The organism is Delftia acidovorans SPH-1, from assembly GCF_000018665.1.
Classification (GTDB): Bacteria; Pseudomonadota; Gammaproteobacteria; order Burkholderiales; family Burkholderiaceae_C; genus Comamonas; species Comamonas acidovorans.
The window spans coordinates 3,084,498-3,107,293 of sequence record NC_010002.1; the positions used below are offsets into that span (position 1 = coordinate 3,084,498).

23 protein-coding genes are annotated in these 22,796 nt (G+C 69.1%); 10 read left to right on the forward strand and 13 right to left on the reverse strand.

Going from position 1 to position 22,796, the window contains the following annotated elements; genetic code table 11:
- Positions 1–64: 64 nt before the first annotated feature.
- The 7 genes from otnI to DACI_RS14115 form a co-directional block, all read right to left on the reverse strand.
- Positions 65–862 carry a 2-oxo-tetronate isomerase gene (gene otnI / locus DACI_RS14085; protein WP_012204657.1) on the reverse strand — a complete coding sequence of 266 codons (798 nt, stop codon included), beginning with the start codon at positions 860–862 and terminating at the stop codon, positions 65–67.
- Between the two features lie 35 nt (positions 863–897).
- Positions 898–2,181, reverse strand: a complete 1,284-nt coding sequence (otnK, locus tag DACI_RS14090; protein ID WP_012204658.1) for a 3-oxo-tetronate kinase — start codon at positions 2,179–2,181, stop codon at positions 898–900.
- On the reverse strand, positions 2,178–3,122 hold the full coding sequence (gene ltnD / locus DACI_RS14095; protein WP_012204659.1) for an L-threonate dehydrogenase: 945 nt from the start codon (positions 3,120–3,122) through the stop codon (positions 2,178–2,180). The genes otnK and ltnD overlap by 4 nt, the downstream gene beginning before the upstream one ends.
- A complete protein-coding gene (denD, locus tag DACI_RS14100) occupies positions 3,119–4,099 on the reverse strand; it encodes a D-erythronate dehydrogenase (protein WP_012204660.1) in 981 nt (326 codons plus the stop codon). Before denD ends, ltnD begins: the two co-directional genes overlap by 4 nt.
- 43 nt (positions 4,100–4,142) lie before the next feature.
- Positions 4,143–5,474: an MFS transporter gene (locus tag DACI_RS14105; protein WP_012204661.1), complete on the reverse strand. Its 1,332-nt coding sequence runs from the start codon at positions 5,472–5,474 to the stop codon at positions 4,143–4,145.
- A 114-nt stretch (positions 5,475–5,588) separates the two neighbouring features.
- Positions 5,589–6,227 carry a 3-oxo-tetronate 4-phosphate decarboxylase gene (gene otnC / locus DACI_RS14110; RefSeq protein WP_012204662.1) on the reverse strand — a complete coding sequence of 213 codons (639 nt, stop codon included), beginning with the start codon at positions 6,225–6,227 and terminating at the stop codon, positions 5,589–5,591.
- 146 nt (positions 6,228–6,373) lie between these two features.
- Positions 6,374–7,141, reverse strand: a complete 768-nt coding sequence (locus DACI_RS14115) for a FadR/GntR family transcriptional regulator (protein WP_013803197.1) — start codon at positions 7,139–7,141, stop codon at positions 6,374–6,376.
- Positions 7,142–7,260: 119 nt separating this feature from the next.
- Here DACI_RS14115 and cobT point away from each other — a divergent pair, with 119 nt between their 5' ends.
- Positions 7,261–8,505: a nicotinate-nucleotide--dimethylbenzimidazole phosphoribosyltransferase gene (cobT, locus tag DACI_RS14120; protein ID WP_012204664.1), complete on the forward strand. Its 1,245-nt coding sequence runs from the start codon at positions 7,261–7,263 to the stop codon at positions 8,503–8,505.
- A gap of 20 nt (positions 8,506–8,525) precedes the next feature.
- Here the strand turns inward: cobT and pdxR are convergent, their stop codons facing one another.
- Positions 8,526–9,989 (reverse strand): MocR-like pyridoxine biosynthesis transcription factor PdxR, encoded by a 1,464-nt coding sequence (gene pdxR, locus DACI_RS14125; RefSeq protein ID WP_012204665.1) that lies wholly within the window; start codon positions 9,987–9,989, stop codon positions 8,526–8,528.
- 105 nt (positions 9,990–10,094) lie between these two features.
- Here pdxR and DACI_RS14130 point away from each other — a divergent pair, with 105 nt between their 5' ends.
- On the forward strand, positions 10,095–10,841 hold the full coding sequence (locus DACI_RS14130; protein ID WP_012204666.1) for a GNAT family N-acetyltransferase: 747 nt from the start codon (positions 10,095–10,097) through the stop codon (positions 10,839–10,841).
- Here DACI_RS14130 and DACI_RS14135 read toward each other — a convergent pair.
- Complete coding sequence (locus DACI_RS14135; protein ID WP_026062687.1) at positions 10,817–11,722, reverse strand: LysR family transcriptional regulator; 906 nt, start codon at positions 11,720–11,722, stop codon at positions 10,817–10,819. The genes DACI_RS14130 and DACI_RS14135 overlap by 25 nt on opposite strands.
- 143 nt (positions 11,723–11,865) lie before the next feature.
- On the opposite strand from DACI_RS14135, the gene DACI_RS14140 reads away from it, so the two are divergent.
- Positions 11,866–12,873 (forward strand): tripartite tricarboxylate transporter substrate binding protein, encoded by a 1,008-nt coding sequence (locus DACI_RS14140; RefSeq protein ID WP_043783386.1) that lies wholly within the window; start codon positions 11,866–11,868, stop codon positions 12,871–12,873.
- 9 nt (positions 12,874–12,882) lie between these two features.
- Here DACI_RS14140 and DACI_RS14145 read toward each other — a convergent pair whose 3' ends face one another.
- A complete protein-coding gene (locus DACI_RS14145) occupies positions 12,883–13,770 on the reverse strand; it encodes a helix-turn-helix transcriptional regulator (protein WP_012204669.1) in 888 nt (295 codons plus the stop codon).
- Positions 13,771–13,876: 106 nt separating this feature from the next.
- Between DACI_RS14145 and DACI_RS14150 the strand changes: the two genes are divergently transcribed.
- Positions 13,877–14,365, forward strand: coding sequence for a DUF3237 domain-containing protein (locus DACI_RS14150; protein ID WP_012204670.1), 489 nt, complete (start codon positions 13,877–13,879; stop codon positions 14,363–14,365).
- Positions 14,366–14,412: 47 nt separating this feature from the next.
- Entirely contained in the window at positions 14,413–15,420 is a 1,008-nt protein-coding gene (locus tag DACI_RS14155; protein ID WP_012204671.1) for a Bug family tripartite tricarboxylate transporter substrate binding protein, read from the forward strand.
- Between the two features lie 3 nt (positions 15,421–15,423).
- Here DACI_RS14155 and nth read toward each other — a convergent pair whose 3' ends face one another.
- On the reverse strand, positions 15,424–16,077 hold the full coding sequence (gene nth, locus DACI_RS14160; protein ID WP_043781470.1) for an endonuclease III: 654 nt from the start codon (positions 16,075–16,077) through the stop codon (positions 15,424–15,426).
- Between the two features lie 233 nt (positions 16,078–16,310).
- On the opposite strand from nth, the gene DACI_RS14165 reads away from it, so the two are divergent.
- Positions 16,311–17,384 (forward strand): PDDEXK nuclease domain-containing protein, encoded by a 1,074-nt coding sequence (locus DACI_RS14165; protein ID WP_012204673.1) that lies wholly within the window; start codon positions 16,311–16,313, stop codon positions 17,382–17,384.
- 65 nt (positions 17,385–17,449) lie between these two features.
- Here the strand turns inward: DACI_RS14165 and DACI_RS14170 are convergent, their stop codons facing one another.
- Entirely contained in the window at positions 17,450–18,358 is a 909-nt protein-coding gene (locus DACI_RS14170) for a LysR family transcriptional regulator (RefSeq protein WP_012204674.1), read from the reverse strand.
- Positions 18,359–18,473: 115 nt separating this feature from the next.
- Here DACI_RS14170 and DACI_RS14175 point away from each other — a divergent pair, with 115 nt between their 5' ends.
- The 4 genes from DACI_RS14175 to DACI_RS14190 all read left to right on the forward strand — a co-directional run bounded on the left by DACI_RS14175 (position 18,474) and on the right by DACI_RS14190 (position 22,595).
- Positions 18,474–19,961, forward strand: coding sequence for an amidase (locus DACI_RS14175; RefSeq protein ID WP_012204675.1), 1,488 nt, complete (start codon positions 18,474–18,476; stop codon positions 19,959–19,961).
- 59 nt (positions 19,962–20,020) lie between these two features.
- On the forward strand, positions 20,021–21,007 hold the full coding sequence (locus DACI_RS14180) for a Bug family tripartite tricarboxylate transporter substrate binding protein (protein WP_012204676.1): 987 nt from the start codon (positions 20,021–20,023) through the stop codon (positions 21,005–21,007).
- Positions 21,008–21,144: 137 nt separating this feature from the next.
- A complete protein-coding gene (locus DACI_RS14185; RefSeq protein ID WP_012204677.1) occupies positions 21,145–22,341 on the forward strand; it encodes an aminotransferase-like domain-containing protein in 1,197 nt (398 codons plus the stop codon).
- Positions 22,338–22,595: a SlyX family protein gene (locus DACI_RS14190; RefSeq protein ID WP_012204678.1), complete on the forward strand. Its 258-nt coding sequence runs from the start codon at positions 22,338–22,340 to the stop codon at positions 22,593–22,595. Before DACI_RS14185 ends, DACI_RS14190 begins: the two co-directional genes overlap by 4 nt.
- A 55-nt stretch (positions 22,596–22,650) precedes the next feature.
- Here the strand turns inward: DACI_RS14190 and DACI_RS31245 are convergent, their stop codons facing one another.
- A complete protein-coding gene (locus DACI_RS31245; RefSeq protein WP_012204679.1) occupies positions 22,651–22,785 on the reverse strand; it encodes a DUF3149 domain-containing protein in 135 nt (44 codons plus the stop codon).
- Between the last annotated feature and the right edge of the window lie 11 nt (positions 22,786–22,796).

Here is a 22,796-nt window from a genome sequence, read left to right on the forward strand (position 1 = left end):
GCTATCCGCCCGCCCCATCCTCCCGTGCCTGGCGGATGACGGGCTGCCTCAGCAGACGCTACAGCTACAGCCACTCCTTCATCCACCCCAGCCCCTCGCTGGTGGCGTGCGCCGCCGCGCCGCGCGCGGGGCGGTATTCGCAGCCTATCCAGCCGTCGTAGCCCAGCTGGTCCAGCAGGCGGAACAGGTAGGGGTAGTTGACCTCGCCCACGTCGGGTTCGTGGCGTTCGGGCACGCCTGCGATCTGCACATGCCCCACGCGGCCCGTGGGCAGGTACTGGCGGATCTTCATGGCGAGGTCTCCCTCGACGATCTGGCAGTGGTAGAGGTCCATCTGGACCTGGACATTGGGCTCGGCAATGTCGGCCAGCAGCGCATGGGCCTGGTCCTGGCGGCTCAGGAAGAAGCCGGGCATGTCCCGGCCGTTGATGGGCTCCAGCAGGATGGCGATGCCGTGGGGCGCGGCCAGCCGTGCGGCATGGCGCACGTTGGCGATGTAGGTTGCGCGCAGGATGTCATCGCTGGCGCCTGCGGGCTTGAGCCCGGCCATGACGTGGATGCGCGGGCAGCCCAGGGCCTGGGCGTAGGCCACGGCACGTTCCATGCCCTGGGCGAATTCCGCCTCGCGCCCGGGGATGCAGGCCAGGCCGCGCTCGCCCGCGTTCCAGTCGCCGGGCGGGGCGTTGAACAGCACCTGCTGCAGGCCGTGGTCCTGCAGTCGCCGGGCCAGTTGCCCGGGCGCGAAGTCGTAGGGAAACAGGTATTCGACAGCCTGGAAACCGTCGCGCGCGGCGGCCTCGAAGCGGTCAAGAAAGTCCAGGTCGTTGTAGAGCATGGACAGGTTGGCGGCGAAACGGGGCATGAAGGCTTTCCTGAAAACGGAGGCTGAGTGTGGCATCAGGCGCTTGCCAGCGCGCCGAAGGCCTTGGTGAAGAAGTCCGTGGTGCCGAAGTTGCCGGACTTGAGCGTGAGGTGCAACCCCTGCGGCGCCAGGGGCGAGGCGGCATGGCACCAGGGCACGCCAGGGTCGATCTGCGGCCCTATGCGCATTTGCTCGATGCCCAGCGCCTGCACGCAGGCGCCCGAGGTTTCGCCACCGGCCACGACGAGCTGGCGCACGCCCATCTCGACCAGCCCCCGGGCGATGGCGGCGATGGTCTGTTCGACCAGGGCGCCGGCCTGCTCCACGCCCAGGTGGCCCTGCACGGCCTTGACGGCCGAGGATTCGGCCGTGGAGTAGATCAGCACCGGGCCGCTGGCGATGTGCTGGCGGGCCCAGGCCAGGGCCTTGCCGGCTTCGTCCTCGCCGGCGGCGATGCGCAGGGGCTCCAGCGCCAGGGCAGGGCGCCCCGAGGCGATGAAGTGCGCCACCTGCGCATTGGTGGCCGCCGAGCAACTGCCCGAGACGACCGCCTGCAGGCCGGTGGCGGTTGGCAGGGCAGCGGCCTGTGCCGTGGGCTGGATGCCGAAGTTCGCGGGCAGGCCGATGGCCACGCCCGAGCCCGCTGTGACCAGGGGCATGCCGGCCAGAGCCGGGCCCAGGCGCAGCAGGTCGTCGTTGGAGACGGCATCGACCACGGCCATGCCCACGCCCTCGGCCTGGAGTGCGGCGATGCGCGCGCGGATGGCGGCCTCGCCCTGCGCGACGGCCACATGGTCGATCAGCCCCACCTTGCGCCCTGTCTGCGCCTGCAGCACGCGCACCAGGTTGGCATCGGTCATGGGGGTGAGCGGGTGGTTGCGCATGCCGCTGTCGCTGAGCAGCACATCGCCCACGAACAGGTGGCCCTTGAAGACGGTGCGCTGGTTGTCGGGGAAGGCCGGCGTGGCAATGGTGAATTCGCAGCCCAGCGCGTCCATCAGTGCATCGGCCACGGGGCCGATGTTGCCCTGCGGCGTGCTGTCGAAGGTGGAGCAGTACTTGAAGTAGATCTGCGGCGCGCGGCCATTGGCGCCCTGGGCCTGCAGCCATTGGAGGGCCTGCAGCGATTGCGCAATGGCGTCGGCCGGCGCGATGGTGCGCGACTTGAGCGCGACAACTACGGCGTCCACGCCCTCGTCCACCGGGCCGGCGGGTACGCCAATGCTTTGCACCACGCGCATGCCTGCGCGCACCAGGTTGTTCGCCAGATCGGTGGCGCCCGTGAAGTCGTCGGCTATGCAGCCCAGAAGAAGGGTCATGGGGATTCCGATGGAGCCTGGGGCAGGGTGATGCCCGGGAAGATCTTGATGACGGCGCTGTCGTCCTCGCGGCCATGGCCGGCGGTGGATGCCTGCATGAACATCTGGTGGGCCGTGGAGGCCAGGGGCAGCGGGAATTTGCTGTGGCGCGCGGTGTCCAGCACCAGCCCCAGGTCCTTGACGAAGATGTCCACGGCCGACAGCGGGGTGTAGTCGCCGGCCAGCACGTGGGCCATGCGGTTCTCGAACATCCAGCTGTTGCCGGCGCTGTGGGTGATGACCTCGTAGAGCGCGGCGGCATCGACGCCTTCGCGCAGGCCCAGGGCCATGGCCTCGGCCGCTGCGGCAATGTGCACGCCGGCCAGCAGCTGGTTGATGATCTTGACCTTGCTGCCCGCGCCCGCGCTGTCGCCCAGGCGGTAGACCTTGGCGGCCATGGCGTCGAGCACGCCTTCGCAGGCGGCATAGGCCTCGGGGCGGCCTGCCGTCATCATGGTCATCTGCCCGGACGCCGCCTTGGCCGCGCCGCCCGAAATGGGCGCGTCGATGTAGTGCACGCCCTGCGCCTGCAGCCTGGCCTCCAGCGCCACCGACCAGTTGGGGTCCACGGTGGAGCACATGACGAAGACGGAGCCGGGCTGCAGTGCAGGGGCGATGCCGCCTTCGCCGAACAGCACGGCCTCGGTCTGCTGGGCGTTGACGACCACGCTGACGATGATGCGGCAAGCGGCGGCCATGTCGGCCAGCGTGGCGCAGGCCGTGCCGCCTTCGGCGGCGAAGGCGGCTGCGGCCCCGGGCCGGATGTCGTGGACATGCACGTGGTGGCCGGCGCGGCGCAGGCTTTGCGCCATGCCGGCGCCCATGGCGCCCAGGCCGATCACGCCGACGCAGCGTGCTGCGGGCCCTGCTGCGGGCTGTGGTGTGGAGGTGTCGTTGCTCATGGCTTGGCCGGTGTCAGGTCATCGGCGATGTAGGCGCGCACGATGGCCGCAAAGTCCTCGTCGCCGCGCAGGCCCAACTGGTTGGCGCGCGCGGTATCCCAGCGGCCGGGCCAGCTGCCGACGATGCGCTCGACCTTGTCGTCGGGCTGCCAGCTCACGCGGTTGGCCACTTCGTCGCCAGCCACTTCGCGCAGCGCGCGCACCATGTCGCCTGCGCTGACGGACACGCCGGGCAGGTTGATGGGGCGGCGGTCGGCGACGGCGCTGGCATCGAGCTCGCAGCCTGCGACCAGGGCCTCGACGGCGCGGCGTGGCGACAGCAGCCACAGGCGCGTGGTGGCACCCACGGGGCAGTTGGCCGCTTCGCCGTTGAGGGGCTCGCGGATGATGCCGCTGGCAAACGACGAGGCGGCCGCATTGGGCCGGCCCGGGCGCACGCTGATCGTGGGCAGGCGCAGCACGCGGCCGTCGACAAAGCCGCGCCGCGTGTAGTCGGCCAGCAGCAGCTCGGCAATGGCTTTTTGCGTGCCGTAGGAGGACTGCGGGTTCAGGGCCGTCCCGTCCAGCACGGTGTCGGGCAGCTCGCCCCCGTAGACGGCCACCGAGCTGGTGAAGACCACGCGCGGCATGTGGCCCACGGCGCGGCAGGTCTCCAGCAGGGCGCGCGAGGCATCGAGGTTGATGCGCATGCCCAGGTCGAAGTCGGCCTCGGCCTGGCCGCTGACCACGGCGGCCAGATGGAAGATCACGGCCGTGTCCTGGTCTATGGCGCCGCGCAGCACCTGCGGGTCGGCAATGTCGCCCACCAGGGAGCGCACGCGTGTGTCGTCAATGGCGTCGGTGGCCACCACGTCGAGCAGGTCGATCTGGTGGATGGGCCAGCGGGTGCCGGCCAGCGTCAGCGCGCCCTGTTCGAGCAGTTTGCGGGCCAGGCGCTGGCCCAGGAATCCGGCGCCGCCGGTGATCAGTACTTTCATGTGTCTTGGGGCTTGGAGCTTGAAGGATGGGAAGAAAGGCCGGTCAGCGGTTGACCATCTTTGCGGGGGTGAGCCAGACCGCGATGGCGCCCACCACGAGCACTCCCGCCAGCACGAACATGCCGGCCTGCGTGGACTGGGTCAGGTCCTTGAGGTAGCCGATCATGTAAGGGCTGGCGAAGCCCGCGAGGTTGCCGACCGAGTTGACGATGGCAATGCCCGCCGCCGCCGCCGTGCCCGACAGGAAGGCCGTGGGCAGCGACCAGAACAGCGGCGCGCAGGTCAGCACGCCGGCTGCGGCCAGCGACAGGAAGATCAGGGAAAGAACCGTGTTGTCGGCGAAGAAGGCCGTCATCGCAAAGCCCACGGCGCCCATCAGCGCGGGCACGATCAGGTGCCAGCGGCGCTCGCGGCGCTTGTCGGCGCTGTGGCCCATGAGGTTCATCACCACGATGGCGCACAGGAAGGGGATGGCACTGAGCAGGCCGATGTTCAGCGCGCCCGTGACGCCCGTGGACTTGATCAGCGTGGGCATCCAGAAGGTCAGGCCGTACTGGCCGGCGACGAAGGCGAAGTAGATCAGGCACATCCACCAGACGCGGCGGTCGGCGAAAACGGCCTTGAGCGAATGCTTCTGGGCGCCTGAGTGCTGCTGGTCCAGCTCGATCTCGCGCGCCAGCAGCTGCTTTTCGGAGGCGGTCAGCCACTTGGCGCTGGAGATGCCGTTGTCCAGATAGAAGATGGTCACCACGCCGATCACCAGGGCGGGGATGGCCTCGATCAGGAACATCCACTGCCAGCCGTGCAGGCCATGGTCGCCGTGGAAGGCCTGCATGATCCAGCCGGACAGCGGGTTGCCGAAGATGCCGGCCACGGGGATGGCCGACATGAACAGCGCCACGATCTTGGCGCGCCGGTGGGCCGGGTACCAGTAGGTCAGGTACAGGATCACGCCGGGGTAGAAGCCCGCCTCGGCCAGGCCCAGCAGAAAGCGCAGGATGTAGAAGCCCGTGGGCGTTTCCACATACATGAACATGGCCGACAGAATGCCCCAGGTGATCATGATGCGGGCGATCCAGACGCGCGCGCCCAGGCGGTGCATGAGCAGGTTGCTGGGCACCTCGAAGAGGAAGTAGCCGATGAAGAACACGCCTGCGCCCAGGCCGAACACGGTCTCGCTGAAGCCCAGGTCCTGTGACATCTGCAGCTTGGCAAAGCCCACGTTCACGCGGTCCAGGTAGGCGATCACATAGCACAGCATCAGGAACGGCACGAGGCGCCAGAACACCTTGGCGTAGGCGCGCGCCGTCTCCGGAGAGGCGGCCTGGGCAGGGTGGGCCCCGGCCTGGCCGGATGCGATATCCGTTGTCGTCATTTCAAGTCTCCCTTGGATTCGCCGCTTGATTCGCCGCTTGGTGCGCCGCCTGGCGGCTGCGCGGCTGTGGATGGGCTGGGTGGTGGAATGCGGCCGTGGGCGCCGCGGTGCAAATCAGTAGCGCGCCCCGAAGGTGGTGCGCAGCTCGTCGATGGCGGCCGCGTCCAGGGGCTGCGGCCGGGGATGGGTCATGAGCCAGAGCCTTGCGGTTTCCTCCAGCTCTTCCAGCACATGGCTGGCCTGCTCCACCGAGCGTTCCCAGACCACGGGGCCCAGGCGCTCGAACAGGGCGCCGCGCACCTGGGCAGCCTGCGCGGCCACCTCGGCGGCGGCCTGCGGGTCGCCGGGGCGGCGGTAGCGGATCAGCGGGATGCGGCCCACCTTCATGACCTGGTAGGGGGTGATGGGCGGCAGCACCTCGTCCTCGCGCCAGACGCCGGACAGCGTCAGCGCCACGAGATGGGTGGAATGCGTGTGGATGACGGCACGCGCCTCGCCGTCATTGCCGTAGATGCCTCGATGCAGGACCAGGGTCTTGGAGGGCTTGGCGCCGCTGACCCACTGCCCGCCGGCATCGACCTTGGACAGCTCGGCCGGGTCGAGCCGGCCCAGGCAGGCGTCGGTGGGGGTGATCAGCCAGCCGTCATGCAGGCGCGCGCTGATGTTGCCGGCAGCGCCGACGGTGTAGCCGCGCTGGAAGAGGCTGGCGCCGGTGGCGCAGATCTGCTCGCGGATGCGGGATTCGTCGCTCATGGGTAAACGCCCAGGCAAAGGCCAGGTGTGCTGGCTGCAAAAAGAGATGTGACTGATATTGTCATCAGGTCATCATACAAATTTTGCGCAAAAACCCAAACAAGGTGAAAACCCTTGGCCATGCGCCAAGGGGTGGCTTCGGAGGTTCAGGGCTTGGCGGCCAGGATGTCGCGGGCCAGGCGTTCGCCGTCCTGCTCCCAGAAGCTGGCGTCGGCGCGGTGGATGCGGTCTATGGCGTTGCCCATGTGCGTGGCGGCGGCCTTGCGCGCGGCCTTGGGGTCGCCGGCCTCGATGGCCAGCACGATGCTGTGGTGCTCGCGTTCCACGGCCTTGCCGAAGTCCTCGCGCCGCGCCTCGTTGGCGCGCGTGATGCGCATGGCGCCGCGCAGGAACTGCGACAGGTAGTCCAGCGTGCTGATCAGGAACGGGTTGCCCGAAGCCTGGGCAATGGCGCGGTGAAACGCCATGTCCTCCTCCACGCCATCACGGCCCAGCCGCACGGCCTCGGCCAGGGCGCTCTCCGCATCGTGGATGCGCTGCATGTCCTCTTCGCTGCGCCGGCGCGCCGCGAGTTCGGCCACCTCGGCCTCCAGTGCGCGGCGCACCTCGGTGATCTGGATCAGCGCATTCCTGCCAGCCGCCGGCAGGCCTTCGAAGTCCAGTGGCTCTATGCCTGCCGCCTTCACGAACACGCCGCTGCCCTGGCGCGATTCCACCAGGTTGCGCGACTTGAGCTGGGACACCGCCTCGCGCACCACGGTGCGGCTGACCTCGAGCTGCTGCACGAGTTCGGCCTCGGTCGGCAGCTTCTGCCCCGGCTGCAGATTGCCGGCGCGGATGCGCGCCTCCAACTGCCGGGCAACCTGGTCCGCAAGCTTGAGACCGGGCTGGATGGCCGAGAAGGAAACCGTCATGGAGGGAGTGGGGGGCTGGGGAGACACGTGTGGCAGCGATTGTCTCAGAACGGTGCGGCCTGTACGGCCTGCTGCGGCAATCGACGCCCAGACCGTCCATGGCGGCAGGAAAGAGACCGATGGTTCTGCCGGAGTTGCGCGGCGCGCCATACTTGCGCCTTTGCAATCCGCCCGCCACGCCCGCCCCGGGCCAAGGCCGCTTCGCCATGTCAACGCCCACCCCGCATTCCGCTGAACCCACAGAACACTCGCACGATGGCGCCAATGCCGCCACTACCGCTATAGCCGCTATTCCCGCCATCGCCTCGCTGGCCGATGCCGCCTTCACCCAGCGCGTGCAGCACGCCATAGACCACAAGACCAAGCCGCTGGGCGCACTGGGGCGGCTGGAGCAGCTGGCGCTGCGCATTGCCTGCATCCTGGGCCAGGACAGGCCGGTGCTGCAGCAGCCGCAGATGCTGGTGTTTGCGGCCGACCACGGGCTGGCGGCGCGTGGCGTGTCGGCCTATCCGGTGGATGTGACCTGGCAGATGGTCGAGAACTTCATGGCCGGCGGCGCCGCCGTCAGCGTGCTGGCACGCCAGCATGGGCTGGCGCTGAACGTGGTGGACTGCGGCGTGGCACGCGACTTTCCCGCGCGCGAGCAGGACCCCGACGACAAGCTTCCCCAGCCCGGCCAGCCGCGCCTGTGGCGCCGCAAGCTGGGCTATGGCACGCGCGACTGCAGCCAGGGCCCGGCCATGACAGTCACCGAATGCGCCATGGCCCTGCGCAACGGCGCGGCCCTGGTGCGCCAGCTGCCGGGCAATGCGCTGCTGCTGGGCGAGATGGGCATTGGCAATACCTCCAGCGCATCCTTGCTGCTGGCGCGACTGTGCGGCGAACCGCTGGCCGAGGTCACGGGTGCGGGCACCGGGCTGGATGCCGCCGGGCTGGCCCGCAAGATCGGGGTGCTGCAGGAGGTGCTGCAGCTGCACGCCCAGGCCACCGAACCGCTGGACGCGCTGGCGGCCATGGGCGGCTTCGAGGTTGCCACCATGGTGGGCGCCGTGCTGCAGGCCGCTGCCGAGCGCCGTGTCATCGTGGTCGATGGCTTCATCACCACGGCCGCCGTGCTGGTGGCCAGCCGCCTGCAGCCGGCCGTGCTGGAGCGCTGCGTGTTCTCGCACCGCTCGGGCGAGCCCGGCCATGTGCGCATGCTGGCCCACCTGGGTGCCGAGCCGCTGCTGGACTGGCAGCTGCGCCTGGGCGAAGGCTCGGGCGCGGCCCTGGCCTGGCCGCTGCTGGTGTCGGCCTGCGCCATGCTGGGCGAGATGGCCAGCTTTGCGCAGGCAGGGGTGAGCACGCGTTCGGAGGAGGCATAGCCGCTGGGGCCGCGCCGCGGCTAGCGCGGTAACGCAGCTGCCGCCAGCTTGCCCAGCCGCCTGACCAGTGCGCCGAAGCGCGCGGCATCGGTGTTGCCATAGCCGATCACCAGGCCGTTGTCCTGGGGCAGCGGTGCCAGGGCGAAGGACGAGAGGGCGCCCGGGTTCATGCCGGCGCGCCGTGCCTGCTCCACGATGGCACGGTCGGACAGGTCCGGCGGCAGCCGCACCGTCAGGTGCAGGCCGCCGTGGCCGCCCAGCACCTCGTGCTCCACGCCCAGTTGCGTGGCCAGCGCCTCGCGCAGGGCCGCCTGGCGCTCGCGGTACAGGCGCCGCATGCGGCCCAGGTGGCGCGAGAACTGGCCGCTGTCCATGAAGTCCGCCAGGGCCAGCTGCTCCAGTCGATGGCCGCCGCGCAGCATCTCCTGCACGGCCGTTGCGGCGCTGGCCGCCAGGGCCTGCGGCAGCACCACAAAGCCCAGGCGCAATGCCGGGAACATGGTCTTGCTGAAGGTGCCCACATAGAGCACGGGCGCATCCGGCACCTGGCCCTGCATGGCTGCGATGGGCGTGCCCTGGTGGCGGAATTCGCTGTCGTAGTCGTCCTCGATGATCCAGGCCCCCGCGCGGCGCGCGCGCTCCAGCAGGTCCAGCCGGCGCGCCACCGACAGCACGGCGCCCGTGGGATATTGGTGCGATGGCGTGATCTGGATCAGCCGTGGAGGATGGCTGTCCCACAGGCCGGGCGCGATGGCTGCGCCATCCGCATCCACGCGCAGTGTGCTGACGCACAGGTCTCCCCCCGCAAAGGCCGACTTGGCGCCCCGGTAGCCGGGCTCCTCCAGCCAGGCATGGTCGCCCGGGTTGGAGAGCAGTTGCACGCACAGGTCCAGCGCACCCTGGGCGCCTTCGGTGACGATGATGCGCGAGGCATCGCAGCGCACGCCGCGCGAGATGCGCAGGTGCTGCGCAATGGCCTGGCGCAGTGCAGGCTCGCCCGCAGGGTCGCCATAGTCCAGCGTGGCGCTGGCGGGAAGGCGCAATGCGCGGTCCTGCGAACGGCGCCAGGCGGGCAAGGGGAATCTGTCCAGCGCGGGCGTGCCCGGCGTCAGGGGCAGGCTGCGGTCGATGGCGTGGCGTGTGGGCGCGATGCGGTCCAGGCGGCGGGCCGTGCGGGGTGCGCAGGGAGGCGGGGCGGCGGCCTCGGCGGCTGCCGTGGAATGGGTGGATACAGCCGCCACGCGCGTGCCCTGCCGGTCGGCGACCACATAGCCTTCGGCCGCCAGTTGCTCGTAGGCGATGAGCACGGTGTTGCGCGAGACTCCCAGATCCTCCGACAGGGCGCGCGAGGCCGGCAGGCGGTCACCGGCCGGCAGGCGGCCCGCCAGGATGGCCTGCTTCAGGCGCTGGATCAGTTGGCGCTGGCGGGGAGCCGCTCCAGGGCCGGATTGCAAGGGACTGGTCAGCAGGTCGGAGGCGTGCATGCAATGGGTGGCGTGGCACCATGAAATAAGAGGGATATGGCGCTTTCAATGATGCCACGCCAGCGCTATCGTGGCCCTGCCAAATGACCTGACCAGGAATCTCCCATGCCCCCCGCACTCAACGCCCACTCCCAACCCGTAGGCCACGACCTTCCCGGCTGGACCCCGCGCCAGCGCCCGCCGCGCACGCCCATGCAAGGCCGCTACTGCCGGCTGGAGCCGCTGTCCGCCGCGCGCCATGCAGCCGATCTGTTCGATGCCTTCAGCCAGGCGCCGGACGCCAGCGACTGGACCTACATGTCGGTAGGCCCCTTCGCGGATGCCCAGGCCTATCTGCGCTTTGCCGAGGCCGCCCAGGCCAGCGATGACCCGCTGCACCACGCCGTCATCGACCTGGCCACGGGCCGTGCCATCGGCTCGCTGGCGCTGATGCGCGTGGACACGGCCAGCGGCGTGATGGAAGTGGGCTTTGTCTGCTACTCGCGCCAGCTCAAGCGCACGCGTGCGGCCACCGAGGCGCAGTTCCTGCTGATGCAGCGCGCCTTCGACGAGCTGGGCTACCGCCGCTACGAGTGGAAGTGCGACAGCCTGAATGCGCCGTCGCGTGCCGCAGCGGCGCGCCTGGGCTTCCAGTTCGAGGGGGTGTTCCGCCAGGCCGTGGTCTACAAGGGCCGCAGCCGCGACACGGCCTGGTTCTCCATCGTCGACAGCGAATGGCCGGCGCTGCGCGCGGCCTACCAGCGCTGGCTGGAGCCGGGCAACTTCGATGCGGGCGGCGGGCAGGTTCTTTCGCTGTCCAGCCTGGTGGAGCAGGGTGCGTCGCAGGCTCAGGAGACGGCAGGCGCGGCGTAGTAGGCCTGCAGCACCTCGATCAGGGCCTGTGCATGGCGCGGCAGCCGGCCCTGATCGCGCACGAGGATGCGGCGCTCGCGCACGCTCCAGGCGTCGGTCAGATCGATGAGCGCCAGCCCCATGCTTTCGCGGTTGCGCCGCGCAGCGCTCTCGGGAACGATGCCTATGCCCACGCCGGCGCCGATCATGCGGCACATGGCGTCGAAGCTGGACAGCTGTATGCGCAGCTTCATGGGCTTGCCCAGGCGCTCGGTCACACCTGCCAGAAATGTCTGCAGCGTGCTGCCCTGCTGCATGCCGATGGCGTCCTCGTCCAGCGTCTCGGCAAACGCAATGCGCTTGCGCCGCGCAAAGCGGTGGCCGCGCGGCGTGGCCAGCACCAGCCGGTCGGTGCTGAAGTGGATGGTCTGCAGGCCCAGCGTGTCCACCTGGCCGGCCACGATGCCCAGGTCGGCCCGGCCGTCGAGCACGCCGCGCGCGATCTCGGCGTTGGGCCGCTCCTGCAGGTCCACGTTCACGCGCGGGTGGTCGGCAAGAAAGGCGGGCAGGATCTCGGGCAGGAAATCGGTGACAGCCGTGGTGTTGGCAAACACCCGCACATGGCCGCGCAGGCCGGCGCCGTACTCCTGCAGGTCGTGGCGCAGCTGCTCTGACTGCAGCAGCATGCCGCGCGCGTGGTGCAGGAAGGCTTCGCCGGCCGGCGTGGGCCGCACGCCGCGCGCCTCGCGGTACAGCAGGGGCATGCCCGCCTGCTCCTCCAGCGCCTTGATGCGCAGGCTGGCTGCGGCCAGGGACAGGTGCTGCCTTTGCGAGGCGCGCGTGAGGCTGCCCAGTTCGGCGGCATGCACGAACAGGCGCAGGTCCGTCAGGTCGAAATGCATGAGGGGCATGAAGGGCGAAGAGGGCATGGGCTGGGTCAAGGCTTTGTCAATTCCGAAGGCCGGGTCAGGAAATGCGCGATTGTGCGCTGGCCCGGCACGGGCAACCATGCGGGCTTGCGAAAAGAACAAATGGAGACATGACCATGCCGGATTCTTTCTTTCCCCTGCCGTCGAGCCTTTTGCGCCGCCGAAGCCTGGTGGCCGCTGCACTCGCCTTGCCCCTGCTGGGCCATGCCCAGGCCTGGCCCGCGCGGCCCATCGTGATGATCGTCCCGCAGGCGCCGGGCGGCACCAACGACATCGTGGGCCGGCTGGTGAGCCAGAAGCTGGCCGAGGTGCTGGGCGCCAGCGTGGTGGTCGAGAACCGGCCCGGCGCGGGCGGCAACATCGGCACCCAGGCCGTGGCCAAGGCGCCGCGCGACGGGCATACCCTGCTGATGACCATCAGCAGCAGCCAGGCCATCAACCCCGCGCTGTACCGCAAGCCGGGCTTCGATCCGGTGAAGGACTTCCGGCCCATCGGCCTGATCGGCTCCGTGCCCAATGTGCTGCTGGCCCATCCCGGCTTTGCGGCCAAATCCGTGCCCGAGCTGATCGCCATGGCCCGGGGCCGGCCCGACGAGTTCCGCTATGCCTCGGCCGGCAACGGCACGCTCAACCATCTGCTGGGCGAGATGCTCAACAGCATGGCGGGCATCCAGCTGCAGCATGTGCCCTACAAGGGCGTGGCGCCCGCGCTCAACGATGTGCTGGGCGGGCAGGTGCCGCTGCTGTTCGGCAGCCTGCCATCAACGCTGCCCCATATCCAGGCCGGCCGGCTGCGTGCGCTGGCCGTGAGCGGCGCGGCGCGATCGCCGCTGCTGCCCGATGTGCCCACCATTGGCGAGACCGTGCCCGGCTACAACGGCACGCTGTGGGTGGGGCTGTTTGCGCCTGAAGGCGTGCCCGCGCCGGTGCTGGCGCAGTTGCAGGACGGCATGGCCCGCGCGCTGGCGGCCGGCGATCTGCGGGGCAAGCTCGAAGCCTCGGGCGTGGAGCTGGCCGGGCCGGCGGACAGGCCCGTGCCGCCCGCCCAGATGGCGGCCCTGCTGCGCGAGGACATCGCCAAGTGGGCGCGCATCGTCAAGGCGTCCGGCGCATCGCTGGATTGACGCAAGGCCTCAGCCCTGCGGCTCCATGGCCAGCGCGAACAGCTCGCTGCGAAAGTGGATGCCCAGCCGCGCGAAGGCGCGGTTGCGGTAGGTCTTGACGGTGGGCAGGCTCAGGCACAGGTCGCAGGCAATGCCCTCATGCGTCATGCCCTGCAGCAGCCGGGCGCAGACATCGAGTTCGCGCGGCGTCAGGTCGGGCTGTGCCTGCAGCAGGCGCATGCGCAGGGCCGGCAGTGTCTGCCGCTGCCGGGGCTGGCTGGGTGGGGCGGCCGGGGCCGAGGCCAAGGCCGTTACCACGGCGGGCTGCGCCTGCGTCAGCGCGATGTGCTTGTGCGCCAGGGCCAACAGTACGGGCGCCATGCTCCCGAAGCGGTCGATCTGCGCATCGCCCAGTGCCCTCTGGTGCTGGTGGCGATAGAAATTGACGGCAAACACACCGCCGTCGTCCTGGTGCTCGACGATGGACACGCGCTCGGCCATGCCGTGCGCGTCGTAGACCAGGGCGCGGTGCTCGCCTTCCACCTCCTGGGCTGTGATGTGGCACAGCGCCGTGCTGCGGGCCGGACCGGCGTCGCCGTGGTTCCAGGTGCTGTCGCGCAGATAAGGACCTGAAAGATAGGCCCACCAGCAGTCGCGCGTGGTGTCGCGCGCCTCGCTGCTGGCCGACAGGAACAGCTGCGGCCGGCTGCGCGGGCCCGTGCGGTAGACCGACCAGGAGGCGGCGGGCAGCAGCGGGTTCATGGCCTCCAGCACCTGCCGGGCGAAGCCGGGCTCGCCCAGGCTGGCGACCATGTGGCCGATGGCGTGGCTGGGCACGTGGCTGGGCACGTGGCCGGACGCATGGCCGCTCAGGGCGCTGGCGTCAGGGGTGTCGGAGGAGGCGGTCCAGTGTCTCAAGGGAAGGCAGGGGCGGGCAGGGCGTTGTCATCTTCCGGGATGACGGCCGGCCCGGGCAATGGTGCTTATGCTAGGTCCCGATTCCATCCACCGGAGCCCCAGAACCATGCCAGATGACGTGCCGCAGCTTGCGGCCTTGCCCGATCCGCGCTTTCGCTTCTTCGCCGACCTGAGCGTGCAGGTGGGCCCGCCGCAGGAGGTCGGTGCCACGGCGCACGGCGGGCGCCGACTGATCCCCATCCTGGGCGGCACGGCCCAGGGCGACGGCTGGAGCGCGCGCGTGCTGCCCGGAGGCGCGGACTTCCAGCGCATCGTGCACGGCGGGCTGGCCGAGCTCGATGCGCGCTATGTGCTGGAGACTGATGCCGGCGACCTGATCTATGTCTGCAACCAGGCGCTGCGCAGCGGCGACCCGGCGTTCATGGCAAAGCTGGCGCGCGGCGAGCCTGTGGACCCCGCGCACATCTATTTCCGCTGCGCGCCCCGCATGGAGACGGCCAGCCGTGCGCTGGCCTGGATCAACGAGCGCCTGTTCTTCGGCACCGGCGCGCGCCATCCCGACCGCGTGCAGATGCGCTTTCACGAACTGCTCTGAGCCGCGCCTTTCCCCTCTCGATACCCACAATGCAGGAGACAAGACACATGAAAAACCAGGCATCGAAGTCGCGCCGCACCGCCGTGGCCTGCGCACTTGCCGCCGTGCTGGCCACCGGGCTGGCGCCCTGGACCGTGGCCGGCGCCCAGCCGGCCTTCCCGAGCAAGCCCGTGCGCCTGCTCGTCGGCTTTCCTGCGGGAACCGGGCCGGACATCGTGGCGCGCCTGCTAGCGCAGAAACTCTCCGAGCAATGGGGCAACCTGGGCGTGGTCGTGGACAACAAGCCGGGCGCTGGCGGCCTCATCGCCGCCAGCGAGGCGGCACGGGCCGTGCCTGACGGCTACACGCTGATGCTGGGCGAGACCGGCCAGCTCAGCATTGCCCCCAACACCTACCAGCGCCTGCCCTACGACCCGCAAAAGGACTTCGTGCCCGTCAGCCAGGTCGTCACCTCCGACTTCGTGCTGCTGGTCAATCCGCAGAAAGTGCCGGCCCGCAATGTGCCCGATTTCGTGGCCTGGGCGCGCCAGCGCAAGGAGCTGTTCATCGCCACCTTCGGCGCCGGCACGCCCGGCCACTTCGGCGCCTTCATGTTCGGCAATGCCGTGCAGCTCAAGCCCGAGCCGGTGCACTACAAGAACACCAACGATGCCCTGGGCGGCCTGTTCAGCGGCGACGTGCAGGCCGTCTTCGCCACGGCGGCCCTGGCCGCGCCCCAGGTCAAGGCCGGCAAGCTCACGGCCCTGGGCAGCACGGGCGCCACGCGCACCCAGTCCATGCCCGAGCTGCCCACCATCCGGGAGCAGGGCTATCCGTCGCTGGAGTTCAATTCCTGGTTCGGCGTGGTCGCGCCCGCCAAGACACCGCCCGAGATCGTGGCCAGGCTGCAGGCCGACATCGTGCGCGCCCTGCAGCAGCCCGACAGCCGCAGCCGGCTGGAAGAAGCCGGTTTCCGCGTGACGGGCACCACGGGCGACGAACTCGCCCGCATCATGCGCGCCGACACGGTCACCTGGGGCAAGGCCGTGGCAGCCACGGGCTTCAAGGCCGATTGAGGCTCAGCGCTTGCCCGCAGCCGGGGCAGGCGTCTTGGGCGAGTAGTCGCAGTACGGCGCCACCACGCACTCCCAGCAGCGTGGCTTGCGGGCCTGGCAGACGTAGCGGCCCAGCAGGATGAGCCAGTGGTGCGAGTCCACGGCATAGGCCGGGGGCACGCGCTTCATCAACTGCATCTCCACGGCCAGCGGCGTCTTGCCCGGCGCCAGGCCCGTGCGGTTGCCTACGCGGAAGATGTGCGTGTCCACGGCCATGGTGGGCTCGCCAAAGGCCACGTTGAGCACCACGTTGGCGGTCTTGCGGCCCACGCCGGGCAGGGCTTCCAGTTCCTCACGCGTGCGCGGCACCTGGCCGCCGTGGCGCTCGACCAGGATCTGGCAGGTCTGCATCAGGTGTTTGGCCTTGCTGCGGTACAGGCCTATGGTCTTGATGTATCCCTCCAGCCCTTCAAGTCCCAGGTCCAGGATGGCCTGGGGCGTATTGGCCACGGGAAACAGCTTGCGCGTGGCCTTGTTCACGCCCACGTCCGTGGCCTGGGCCGACAGCAGCACGGCAGACAGCAGCTCGAAGACGTTGGTGTATTCCAGCTCGGTCTGGGGCCAGGGATTGGCGGCCTTGAGCGTGGCGAAGAAGGGTTCGATGCTGGTGGTTTTCATTGTGGGGGGGCGCGTATCCATCGATGTGGCGTGCATTGTCATGCAAGCGCGGGTATTTGAAAGTGCGTGACAGGCTCTAGGAATGTTCTGATTTTTCATGTCTGCCAGGGTCAGATCGTCTGGTTATGCAGATGCGGCGTTGACTGGCCAGGGCCGCATCGCAATAGTCGGCCGGATCGACTTCGCCGACACCAGACATCCAGACATCACGCCACCAGGAGGGGGGCGACCACATGGCCACTCGCAAGATATCCGTTTCTCCCGCGCTCGCATCGTCACAGGCCCTGCTGGGCAATGTGCGGGACCTGATCGAGGCCGCGCGGCTTCGCGTGGCAGCCAACGTCAACAGTGAACTCACCCTGCTGTACTGGCACATCGGCCAGCACATCCATGGCCATGAATCCGAGGTTCGGCAGGCAGGCTGCAGCGATGAGGTCCTGCCGGTGCTGGCCGGGCATCTGGTCCAGGACTATGGCAGCAGCTTCTCGGAGAAGAACCTGTGGCGCATGACGCAGTTCTCCACCGCGTTTCCCGACCAGCCCCTGGTCATCTCGCCGACCCGGAAATTGAGCTGGGCGCATTTCATCGTGCTGATTGCGATCAAGGACCCAGTGCAGCGCGAGTACTACGCCAGCATGGCGAGCCTCGAGCGCTGGAGCGCACGCACGCTGCGCAGCCGCATCGACTCCCAGCTCTATGAACGCCTGGCGCTGCCCTGCGATGCCGAGGCGCTGATCGCGCAGGAGCCGGTCACGCCGCGCAGCACCGAGCGCATGTCGCCGGCGCTGTTCATGCGCGATCCCTACATCTTCGACTTTCTGGGGCTGCACGATGCCTGGCAGGAGGGCGACCTGCAGGCCGCCATCATCCGCGAGATGGAGTCCTTCCTGCTGCGGTCGGGCACGGGCTTCACCCTGGTGGCGCGGCAAATGCACATGCATGTGGATGAGCAGGACTTCCACCTCGATCTGCTGTTCTACAACCGCAAGCTGCGGCGGCTGGTGGCGGTGGAGCTGAAGGTGGGCGAATTCACGGCCGAGGACAAGGAGCAGATGGAGCAATACCTGCGCTGGCTGGACCGGCATGAGCATGAGCAGGGCGAGAACACGCCGATGGGCATGGTGCTGTGCACGGGCAACAGCTCCGAGCAGATCGAGCTGCTGGAGCTGGGACTGCGCGGCGTGCAGATGGCCGAGTACCTGCCCGGCCTGCCTGAGCGCCAGACGCTGGCACAGCGGCTGCGGCAGGCCACACGCCGGGCGCAGTGGCATTGGGCGCAGCGCCAGCTGGAAGGCGGCCTGGCCTGAGCGCCTGTCGCTGCGCTTGAAACCCGTTCCCCTTCTTCGTCCTTCGTTCCCTTCTCCTCTTCCTCCTACCCAGGCGGCAGCAGTTCCCGCAGGTGCTCCACAAAGGCCCGCACGCCCTTGGACAGGGTGCGTCCGGACAGCGTCTGCAGCTCGATGGCGCGCGCATTCATGCCGCGCTCGCGGATGGGCGCCGCATGCAGCTCGCCTCGGCGCACGCGCTCGCGCATGGTGACCTCACCGCCCAGCGACAGGCCGCCGCCGTGCAGCACGAAATGCACCAGGGTCTCGAACTGGCCGCTGACCAGGGCGGGCTCGAACACCAGGCGGCGGTGGCTGCAGGCGATGTCGAACAGCTGGCGCGCGGTGTTGGCGTCCTCGGGCAGGGCAATGGCATGGGGATGCATCTGGGCCAGGGTGATGCTGGCATGCCGGGCCAGCGCATGGTCGGGCCGCATGATGGCGACCACGGGCGAGACCTGGCGGTGCCAGACCTCGATGTCACGTGCCGCCGCGCGGCTGTAGGTCAGGCCCACATCGGCCTCGCCGCCCAGCACGGCCTGGGTCACGGCGGCAGGCGCTTGCACACGCAGGTGGAACTGCATGCCCGGGTACTGTTCGCGGAAAAGCGCCATGGCACGTGGCAGGAACTCGATGGCAAAGCCGCCCGAGCTGCACACGCGCACCACGCCCCGGCGCAAGCCCTGCAGGGCCTCGATGTCGGAGACCACACGGTCGGCCTCCAGCGCACCGCGGCGTGCATGGGCGGCCAGCAGCTCGCCTGCCGGGCTGGGCGCCATGCCGCGCGGGCGGCGCTCGAACAGCGGCACGCCCAGCATCTCTTCCAGTCCGGCGACCTGGCGGCTCACGGCCGAGGGCGAGACATTGAGCCGCGTGGCGGCTTCGCTGACCGAGCCGCTGCGCACCACTTCGAGAAAGTAGCGCAGGGCCGTGTCCTGTAGGCGGTTGGAAAGCATGATGGCCTGCTCATGGTTTGCGAAAAACGCAACGATAAACCAAGAAAAAGGCGATTGTCGAAATAATTTCGCCTGCTTATGCTGACTTCGTCCTGTCACAAAAACGAGGAAATCCATGGAGTCAAACGCAAGCACCGCAAAGCAGCAGCCGGATCTGGCCACCGGGGGTGGTGGCGTCGTGGAGATGTCGGCGGTTGCGCTGTCAAAGGCCATCCAGGGCCGCGATCTGTCCTGCGTGGAGGTGCTGGATGCCTACTGCGCGCAGATCGACCGCCTCAACCCCGTGGTCAACGCGCTGGTGTCTCCGATGGACCGCGACTGGCTGCGCGGCCGCTCCCGCGAGCTGGACACGCTGCTGGCGCGCGGCCAGAGCCTGGGGCCGCTGCACGGCTTTCCCCAGGCACCCAAGGACATCATGCCGGCGGCCGGCATGGTGACGACCAAGGGATCGCCCATCTTCGCGGGCCAGGTCTCGCAGACCGATTGCGTGGTGTTCGAGCGCATGCGCGCAGGCGGTGCGCTGTTTGTGGCGCGCAGCAATTCGCCCGAGTTCGGCCTGGGCGGCCATACCTACAACCCGGTCTACGGGACCACGCGCAATGCCTTCGATCCTTCGCGCTCGGCTGGCGGCAGCAGCGGCGGGGCCGGCGTGGCCGTGGCGCTGCGCATGCTGCCCGTGGCCGATGGCTCGGACATGATGGGCTCGCTGCGCACGCCGGCCGCCTTCAACCATGTCTATGGATTGCGCACCTCGGTGGGCTGCGTGCCGCATGGCCCTTCGGAAGAGGTGTTCTTCCAGCAGTTCAGCGTGGCCGGCCCCATGGCGCGGGACATTCCCGACCTGGCCCTGCTGCTGTCCGTGCAGGCAGGCTTTGATGCACGCCTGCCGCTGACGCGCCGCAGCGAGCCGCCCAAGGACTGGACCGCCCAGCTGCAGCGCGACTGCAAGGGCCTGCGCATCGGCTGGCTGGGGGACCTGGGCGGGCACCTGCCCACCGAGCCCGGCCTGCTGGAGACCTGCCGCGCGGCGCTGCAGCATTTCAAGACCATCGGCTGCACGGTGGAAGAGGCCGTGCCGGCCTTCGACTTCGAGCGCCTGTGGCGCGCCTGGATCGACCTGCGCAGCTTCAGCGTGGCCGGGGCCAACGCCGCCCTGTACCGCGACCCGGTCACGCATGCCCTGCTCAAGCCCGAGGCCCTCTGGGAAATCGAGCGCGGCCTGGCGCTGCCGGCCATGGCGGTCTATGACGCGGCGCGTGTGCGCTCGGCCTGGTACGAAACCCTGCGCCGCCTGTTCGACAGCTACGACTTTCTGGTGCTGCCCTGCGCCCAGGTCTTCCCGTTCGATGCGGCGCTGGACTGGCCGCATGCCGTGGGCGGCCGCGAGATGGACACCTACCACCGCTGGATGCAGGCCGTGGTGCCCGCCACCATGGCCGGCTTGCCGGCCCTGGCCGCGCCCGCAGGCTTGGGGCCGCAGGGGCTGCCTGCCGGGCTGCAGATCATCGGCCCGGCACAGGCCGATCTGGCCGTGCTGCAGATCGGCCATGCCTATGACCAGGCCGGTGGCTTCTCGCGCGTGCGCAGCCCGCTGCTCGACTGAAACCGTTGCATCGAGTTTTCCCAGGTTCCCGTTCCCTTGTCCCCCAGGAGATCCGCGCCATGGCCTTGTCCCGTTCCCGTTTTCTGTCGTGTCTGATGGCCGGTGCCACGGCACTTGCGCTGCCCGCAGCCAAAGCCCAGCCCCAGTCCTACCCGGATCGCCCGATCAAGCTGGTCGTGCCGTTTGCGCCGGGCGGCGCCACCGACATCCTGGGCCGGCTGCTGGCCACCTCGCTGGGTGAACGGCTGGGCCAGCCCGTGGTCGTGGAAAACCGCCCTGGTGCAGGCACGGTGGTGGCGGGCGCGCTGGTGGCCAAGGCGCCGCCCGACGGCTACACGCTGCTGCTGGGCGCCAGCACCACGTTGACGCTCAACCCCGCCATCCGCAACCCGCTGCCCTATGACCCGCTGCGCAGCTTCACGCCGCTGGGGCTGGTGGCCGACATGGGCCTGGTGCTGGTGGCCCATAACGAAACGCCTGCACGCACGCTGCCCGAACTCGTGGCCCTGGCCAAGGCCGACCCCGACAACCTGTCCTACGGCTCCTTCGGCACGGGATCCTCGGTGCACTTCGGCGGCGAAATGCTCAAGACCGCCACGGGCATGCGCATGGTGCATGTGCCCTTCAATGGCAGCTCGCCCAGCCTCACCGCGCTGATGGGCGGCCAGGTGCAGGTGGCCGTGGACACGGTGGTGGCCACCACGCCGCTGATCAAGGCCGGCAAGATCCGTCCCATCGCAGCCCTGGGCCCCCAGCGCCTGGCCCTGCTGCCCCAGGTGCCCACCGTGGCCGAAAGCGGCTACCCGGGCTTTGCCATGGACACCTGGTTTGCCTTCCTCGCCCCGGCGGGCCTGCCCGCACCCATCCAGAAGAAGCTGGAAAAGGCGCTGGCCGACGCCATGGCCGAGCCGGCCATGAAGAAGAAGCTGGTGGACATCGGCCTGTCGCCCGCATGGGGTCCGGCCAGCGCGCTGCAGGAGCGCATAGAGCGCGAACTGCCGCAAATGCGCGCCGTGGCCGCCAGAGCCGACATCAAGGTGGATTGAACGCAGCTGCCTTCCGGGAGAGAGGGGGAAGGCGCGAATCGACTCAGGGGGCTTCTAATCGTGCAGGAAAGCTGCGGCAGGATTGGCGACAATGCAGGCTTCGCCTTTTCATTGCACCGACAAAGAGACTCCTGCCCATGCAATTCGCCGACCGTCTGAACAACGTAGAAACCTCCGCCATCCGCGAGCTGTTCAAGCTGCTGGGCAAGCCCGGCATCATCAGCTTTGCGGGTGGTTTCCCGGACAGCGCCATGTTCGACGTGGCCGGCATCAGCGCCGCCTCCCAGGCCGCGCTGCAGCAGGAACCGGGCGCCGCGCTGCAGTACGGTGCGACCGAGGGCTACCAGCCGCTGCGCGAGCAGATCGCAGCCTTCATGGCCGCCAAGGGCGTGCGCGAGCTGGCCCCCGAGCAACTGGTGGTGACCACGGGCAGCCAGCAGGCGCTGGACCTGCTGGGCAAGACCATGATCAACCCCGGCGACAAGGTCATCGTCGAAGGCCCGACCTTCCTGGCCACCATCCAGTGCTTCCGCCTGTACGGCGCCGAAGTCATCAGCGCGCCCATCGATGCCGAAGGCGCCCAGGTCGATGCGCTGGAGCAACTCATTGCCGAGCACCGCCCCAAGCTGGTCTACCTGATCCCCACCTTCGGCAACCCCAGCGGCGCCATGCTGAGCCTGGAACGCCGCAAAAAGGTGCTGGAGCTGGCCGTCAAGTACCAGACCCTGGTGGTGGAAGACGATCCCTACGGCGACCTGTATTTTGGCGAAGCGCCTCCGCCCAGCCTGCTGGCGCTGTCCAGCCAGGTGCCCGGCAGCCGCGACTGGCTGGCGCACTGCGGCTCGCTGAGCAAGGTGCTCAGCCCCGGCCTGCGCATTGGCTGGCTGGTGGCCCCGGCCGAGCTGCTGGGCCGCGCCGTGATGTGCAAGCAGTTCAGCGATGCCCACACCAGCACCTTTGCCCAGGCCACGGCCGCGCAGTACCTGAAGTCCGGCGCCATGCCCGCCACGCTGGCCCATGTGCGCGAGGTCTACGCGCGCCGCGCCAAGGCCATGGGCGATGCGCTGCGCGAGCACCTCGGCGATGCCGTGGAATTCCTGCAGCCCCAGGGCGGCCTGTTCCTGTGGGTGCGCCTGACCGGCAAGGGCGGCGCGCTGGCCGATGCCGGTGAGTTGGCCAAGCGGGCCATTGCCCAGGGCGTGGCCTTTGTGCCGGGTGCGCCGTTCTTTGCGCAAAACCCCGATGCCACCAGCTTCCGCCTCTCGTTCGCCACGGCTGACGAGGACAAGATCCGCGAAGGCATCGCCCGCCTGGCCCAGGCGCTCAAGGCATGAGCGTGGCTGACGACGCAGAACACGGCGGCGGGCACGCAGACGCCGATGCCCTGCAGGCGCGCGTGATGGAGCTGGAGATCAAGGCCAGCTACACCGAAGACCTGCTGGAGCAGCTGAACCTGACCATCTACCGCCAGCAGCAGCAGATCGACCGGCTGCTTGACGAGCTGCGCGACCTGCGCCGCCGGGTGCCCGAAGGCGGACCCGCCGGCGGCGCGACCCATCTGCGCGACGAGCTGCCCCCGCACTATTGAGTGCGCAGGGCTGCTGCGTGCGAATGCCCAGGCCAGCCCCTGCCTGGGCATTTCTTCATTCAAGCGGCTTGTTGGCCACGTGCTTCATCTTGCCCAGGAACAGGCGCAGGAAAAAGCCCGCCATGATCAGCATGAAGACGATGGCGCCCAGGCTCATCAGGCCGTAGTCGGTGGAAAAAAGATCAATCATCAGCTTCACAA

What these genes read in the sequence shown, in the direction of transcription:
- otnI (WP_012204657.1), bottom strand. Translation starts at nt 862, where the DNA reads ATGCCCCGTTTCGCCGCCAACCTGTCCATGCTCTACAACGACCTGGAC.
- otnK (WP_012204658.1), bottom strand. Translation starts at nt 2,181, where the DNA reads ATGACCCTTCTTCTGGGCTGCATAGCCGACGACTTCACGGGCGCCACC.
- ltnD (WP_012204659.1), bottom strand. Translation starts at nt 3,122, where the DNA reads ATGAGCAACGACACCTCCACACCACAGCCCGCAGCAGGGCCCGCAGCA.
- denD (WP_012204660.1), bottom strand. Translation starts at nt 4,099, where the DNA reads ATGAAAGTACTGATCACCGGCGGCGCCGGATTCCTGGGCCAGCGCCTG.
- DACI_RS14105 (WP_012204661.1), bottom strand. Translation starts at nt 5,474, where the DNA reads ATGACGACAACGGATATCGCATCCGGCCAGGCCGGGGCCCACCCTGCC.
- otnC (WP_012204662.1), bottom strand. Translation starts at nt 6,227, where the DNA reads ATGAGCGACGAATCCCGCATCCGCGAGCAGATCTGCGCCACCGGCGCC.
- DACI_RS14115 (WP_013803197.1), bottom strand. Translation starts at nt 7,141, where the DNA reads ATGACGGTTTCCTTCTCGGCCATCCAGCCCGGTCTCAAGCTTGCGGAC.
- cobT (WP_012204664.1), top strand. Translation starts at nt 7,261, where the DNA reads ATGGTTCTGCCGGAGTTGCGCGGCGCGCCATACTTGCGCCTTTGCAAT.
- pdxR (WP_012204665.1), bottom strand. Translation starts at nt 9,989, where the DNA reads ATGCACGCCTCCGACCTGCTGACCAGTCCCTTGCAATCCGGCCCTGGA.
- DACI_RS14130 (WP_012204666.1), top strand. Translation starts at nt 10,095, where the DNA reads ATGCCCCCCGCACTCAACGCCCACTCCCAACCCGTAGGCCACGACCTT.
- DACI_RS14135 (WP_026062687.1), bottom strand. Translation starts at nt 11,722, where the DNA reads ATGCATTTCGACCTGACGGACCTGCGCCTGTTCGTGCATGCCGCCGAA.
- DACI_RS14140 (WP_043783386.1), top strand. Translation starts at nt 11,866, where the DNA reads ATGCCGGATTCTTTCTTTCCCCTGCCGTCGAGCCTTTTGCGCCGCCGA.
- DACI_RS14150 (WP_012204670.1), top strand. Translation starts at nt 13,877, where the DNA reads ATGCCAGATGACGTGCCGCAGCTTGCGGCCTTGCCCGATCCGCGCTTT.
- DACI_RS14155 (WP_012204671.1), top strand. Translation starts at nt 14,413, where the DNA reads ATGAAAAACCAGGCATCGAAGTCGCGCCGCACCGCCGTGGCCTGCGCA.
- nth (WP_043781470.1), bottom strand. Translation starts at nt 16,077, where the DNA reads ATGAAAACCACCAGCATCGAACCCTTCTTCGCCACGCTCAAGGCCGCC.
- DACI_RS14165 (WP_012204673.1), top strand. Translation starts at nt 16,311, where the DNA reads ATGGCCACTCGCAAGATATCCGTTTCTCCCGCGCTCGCATCGTCACAG.
- DACI_RS14170 (WP_012204674.1), bottom strand. Translation starts at nt 18,358, where the DNA reads ATGCTTTCCAACCGCCTACAGGACACGGCCCTGCGCTACTTTCTCGAA.
- DACI_RS14175 (WP_012204675.1), top strand. Translation starts at nt 18,474, where the DNA reads ATGGAGTCAAACGCAAGCACCGCAAAGCAGCAGCCGGATCTGGCCACC.
- DACI_RS14180 (WP_012204676.1), top strand. Translation starts at nt 20,021, where the DNA reads ATGGCCTTGTCCCGTTCCCGTTTTCTGTCGTGTCTGATGGCCGGTGCC.
- DACI_RS14185 (WP_012204677.1), top strand. Translation starts at nt 21,145, where the DNA reads ATGCAATTCGCCGACCGTCTGAACAACGTAGAAACCTCCGCCATCCGC.
- DACI_RS14190 (WP_012204678.1), top strand. Translation starts at nt 22,338, where the DNA reads ATGAGCGTGGCTGACGACGCAGAACACGGCGGCGGGCACGCAGACGCC.
- DACI_RS31245 (WP_012204679.1), bottom strand. Translation starts at nt 22,785, where the DNA reads ATGATTGATCTTTTTTCCACCGACTACGGCCTGATGAGCCTGGGCGCC.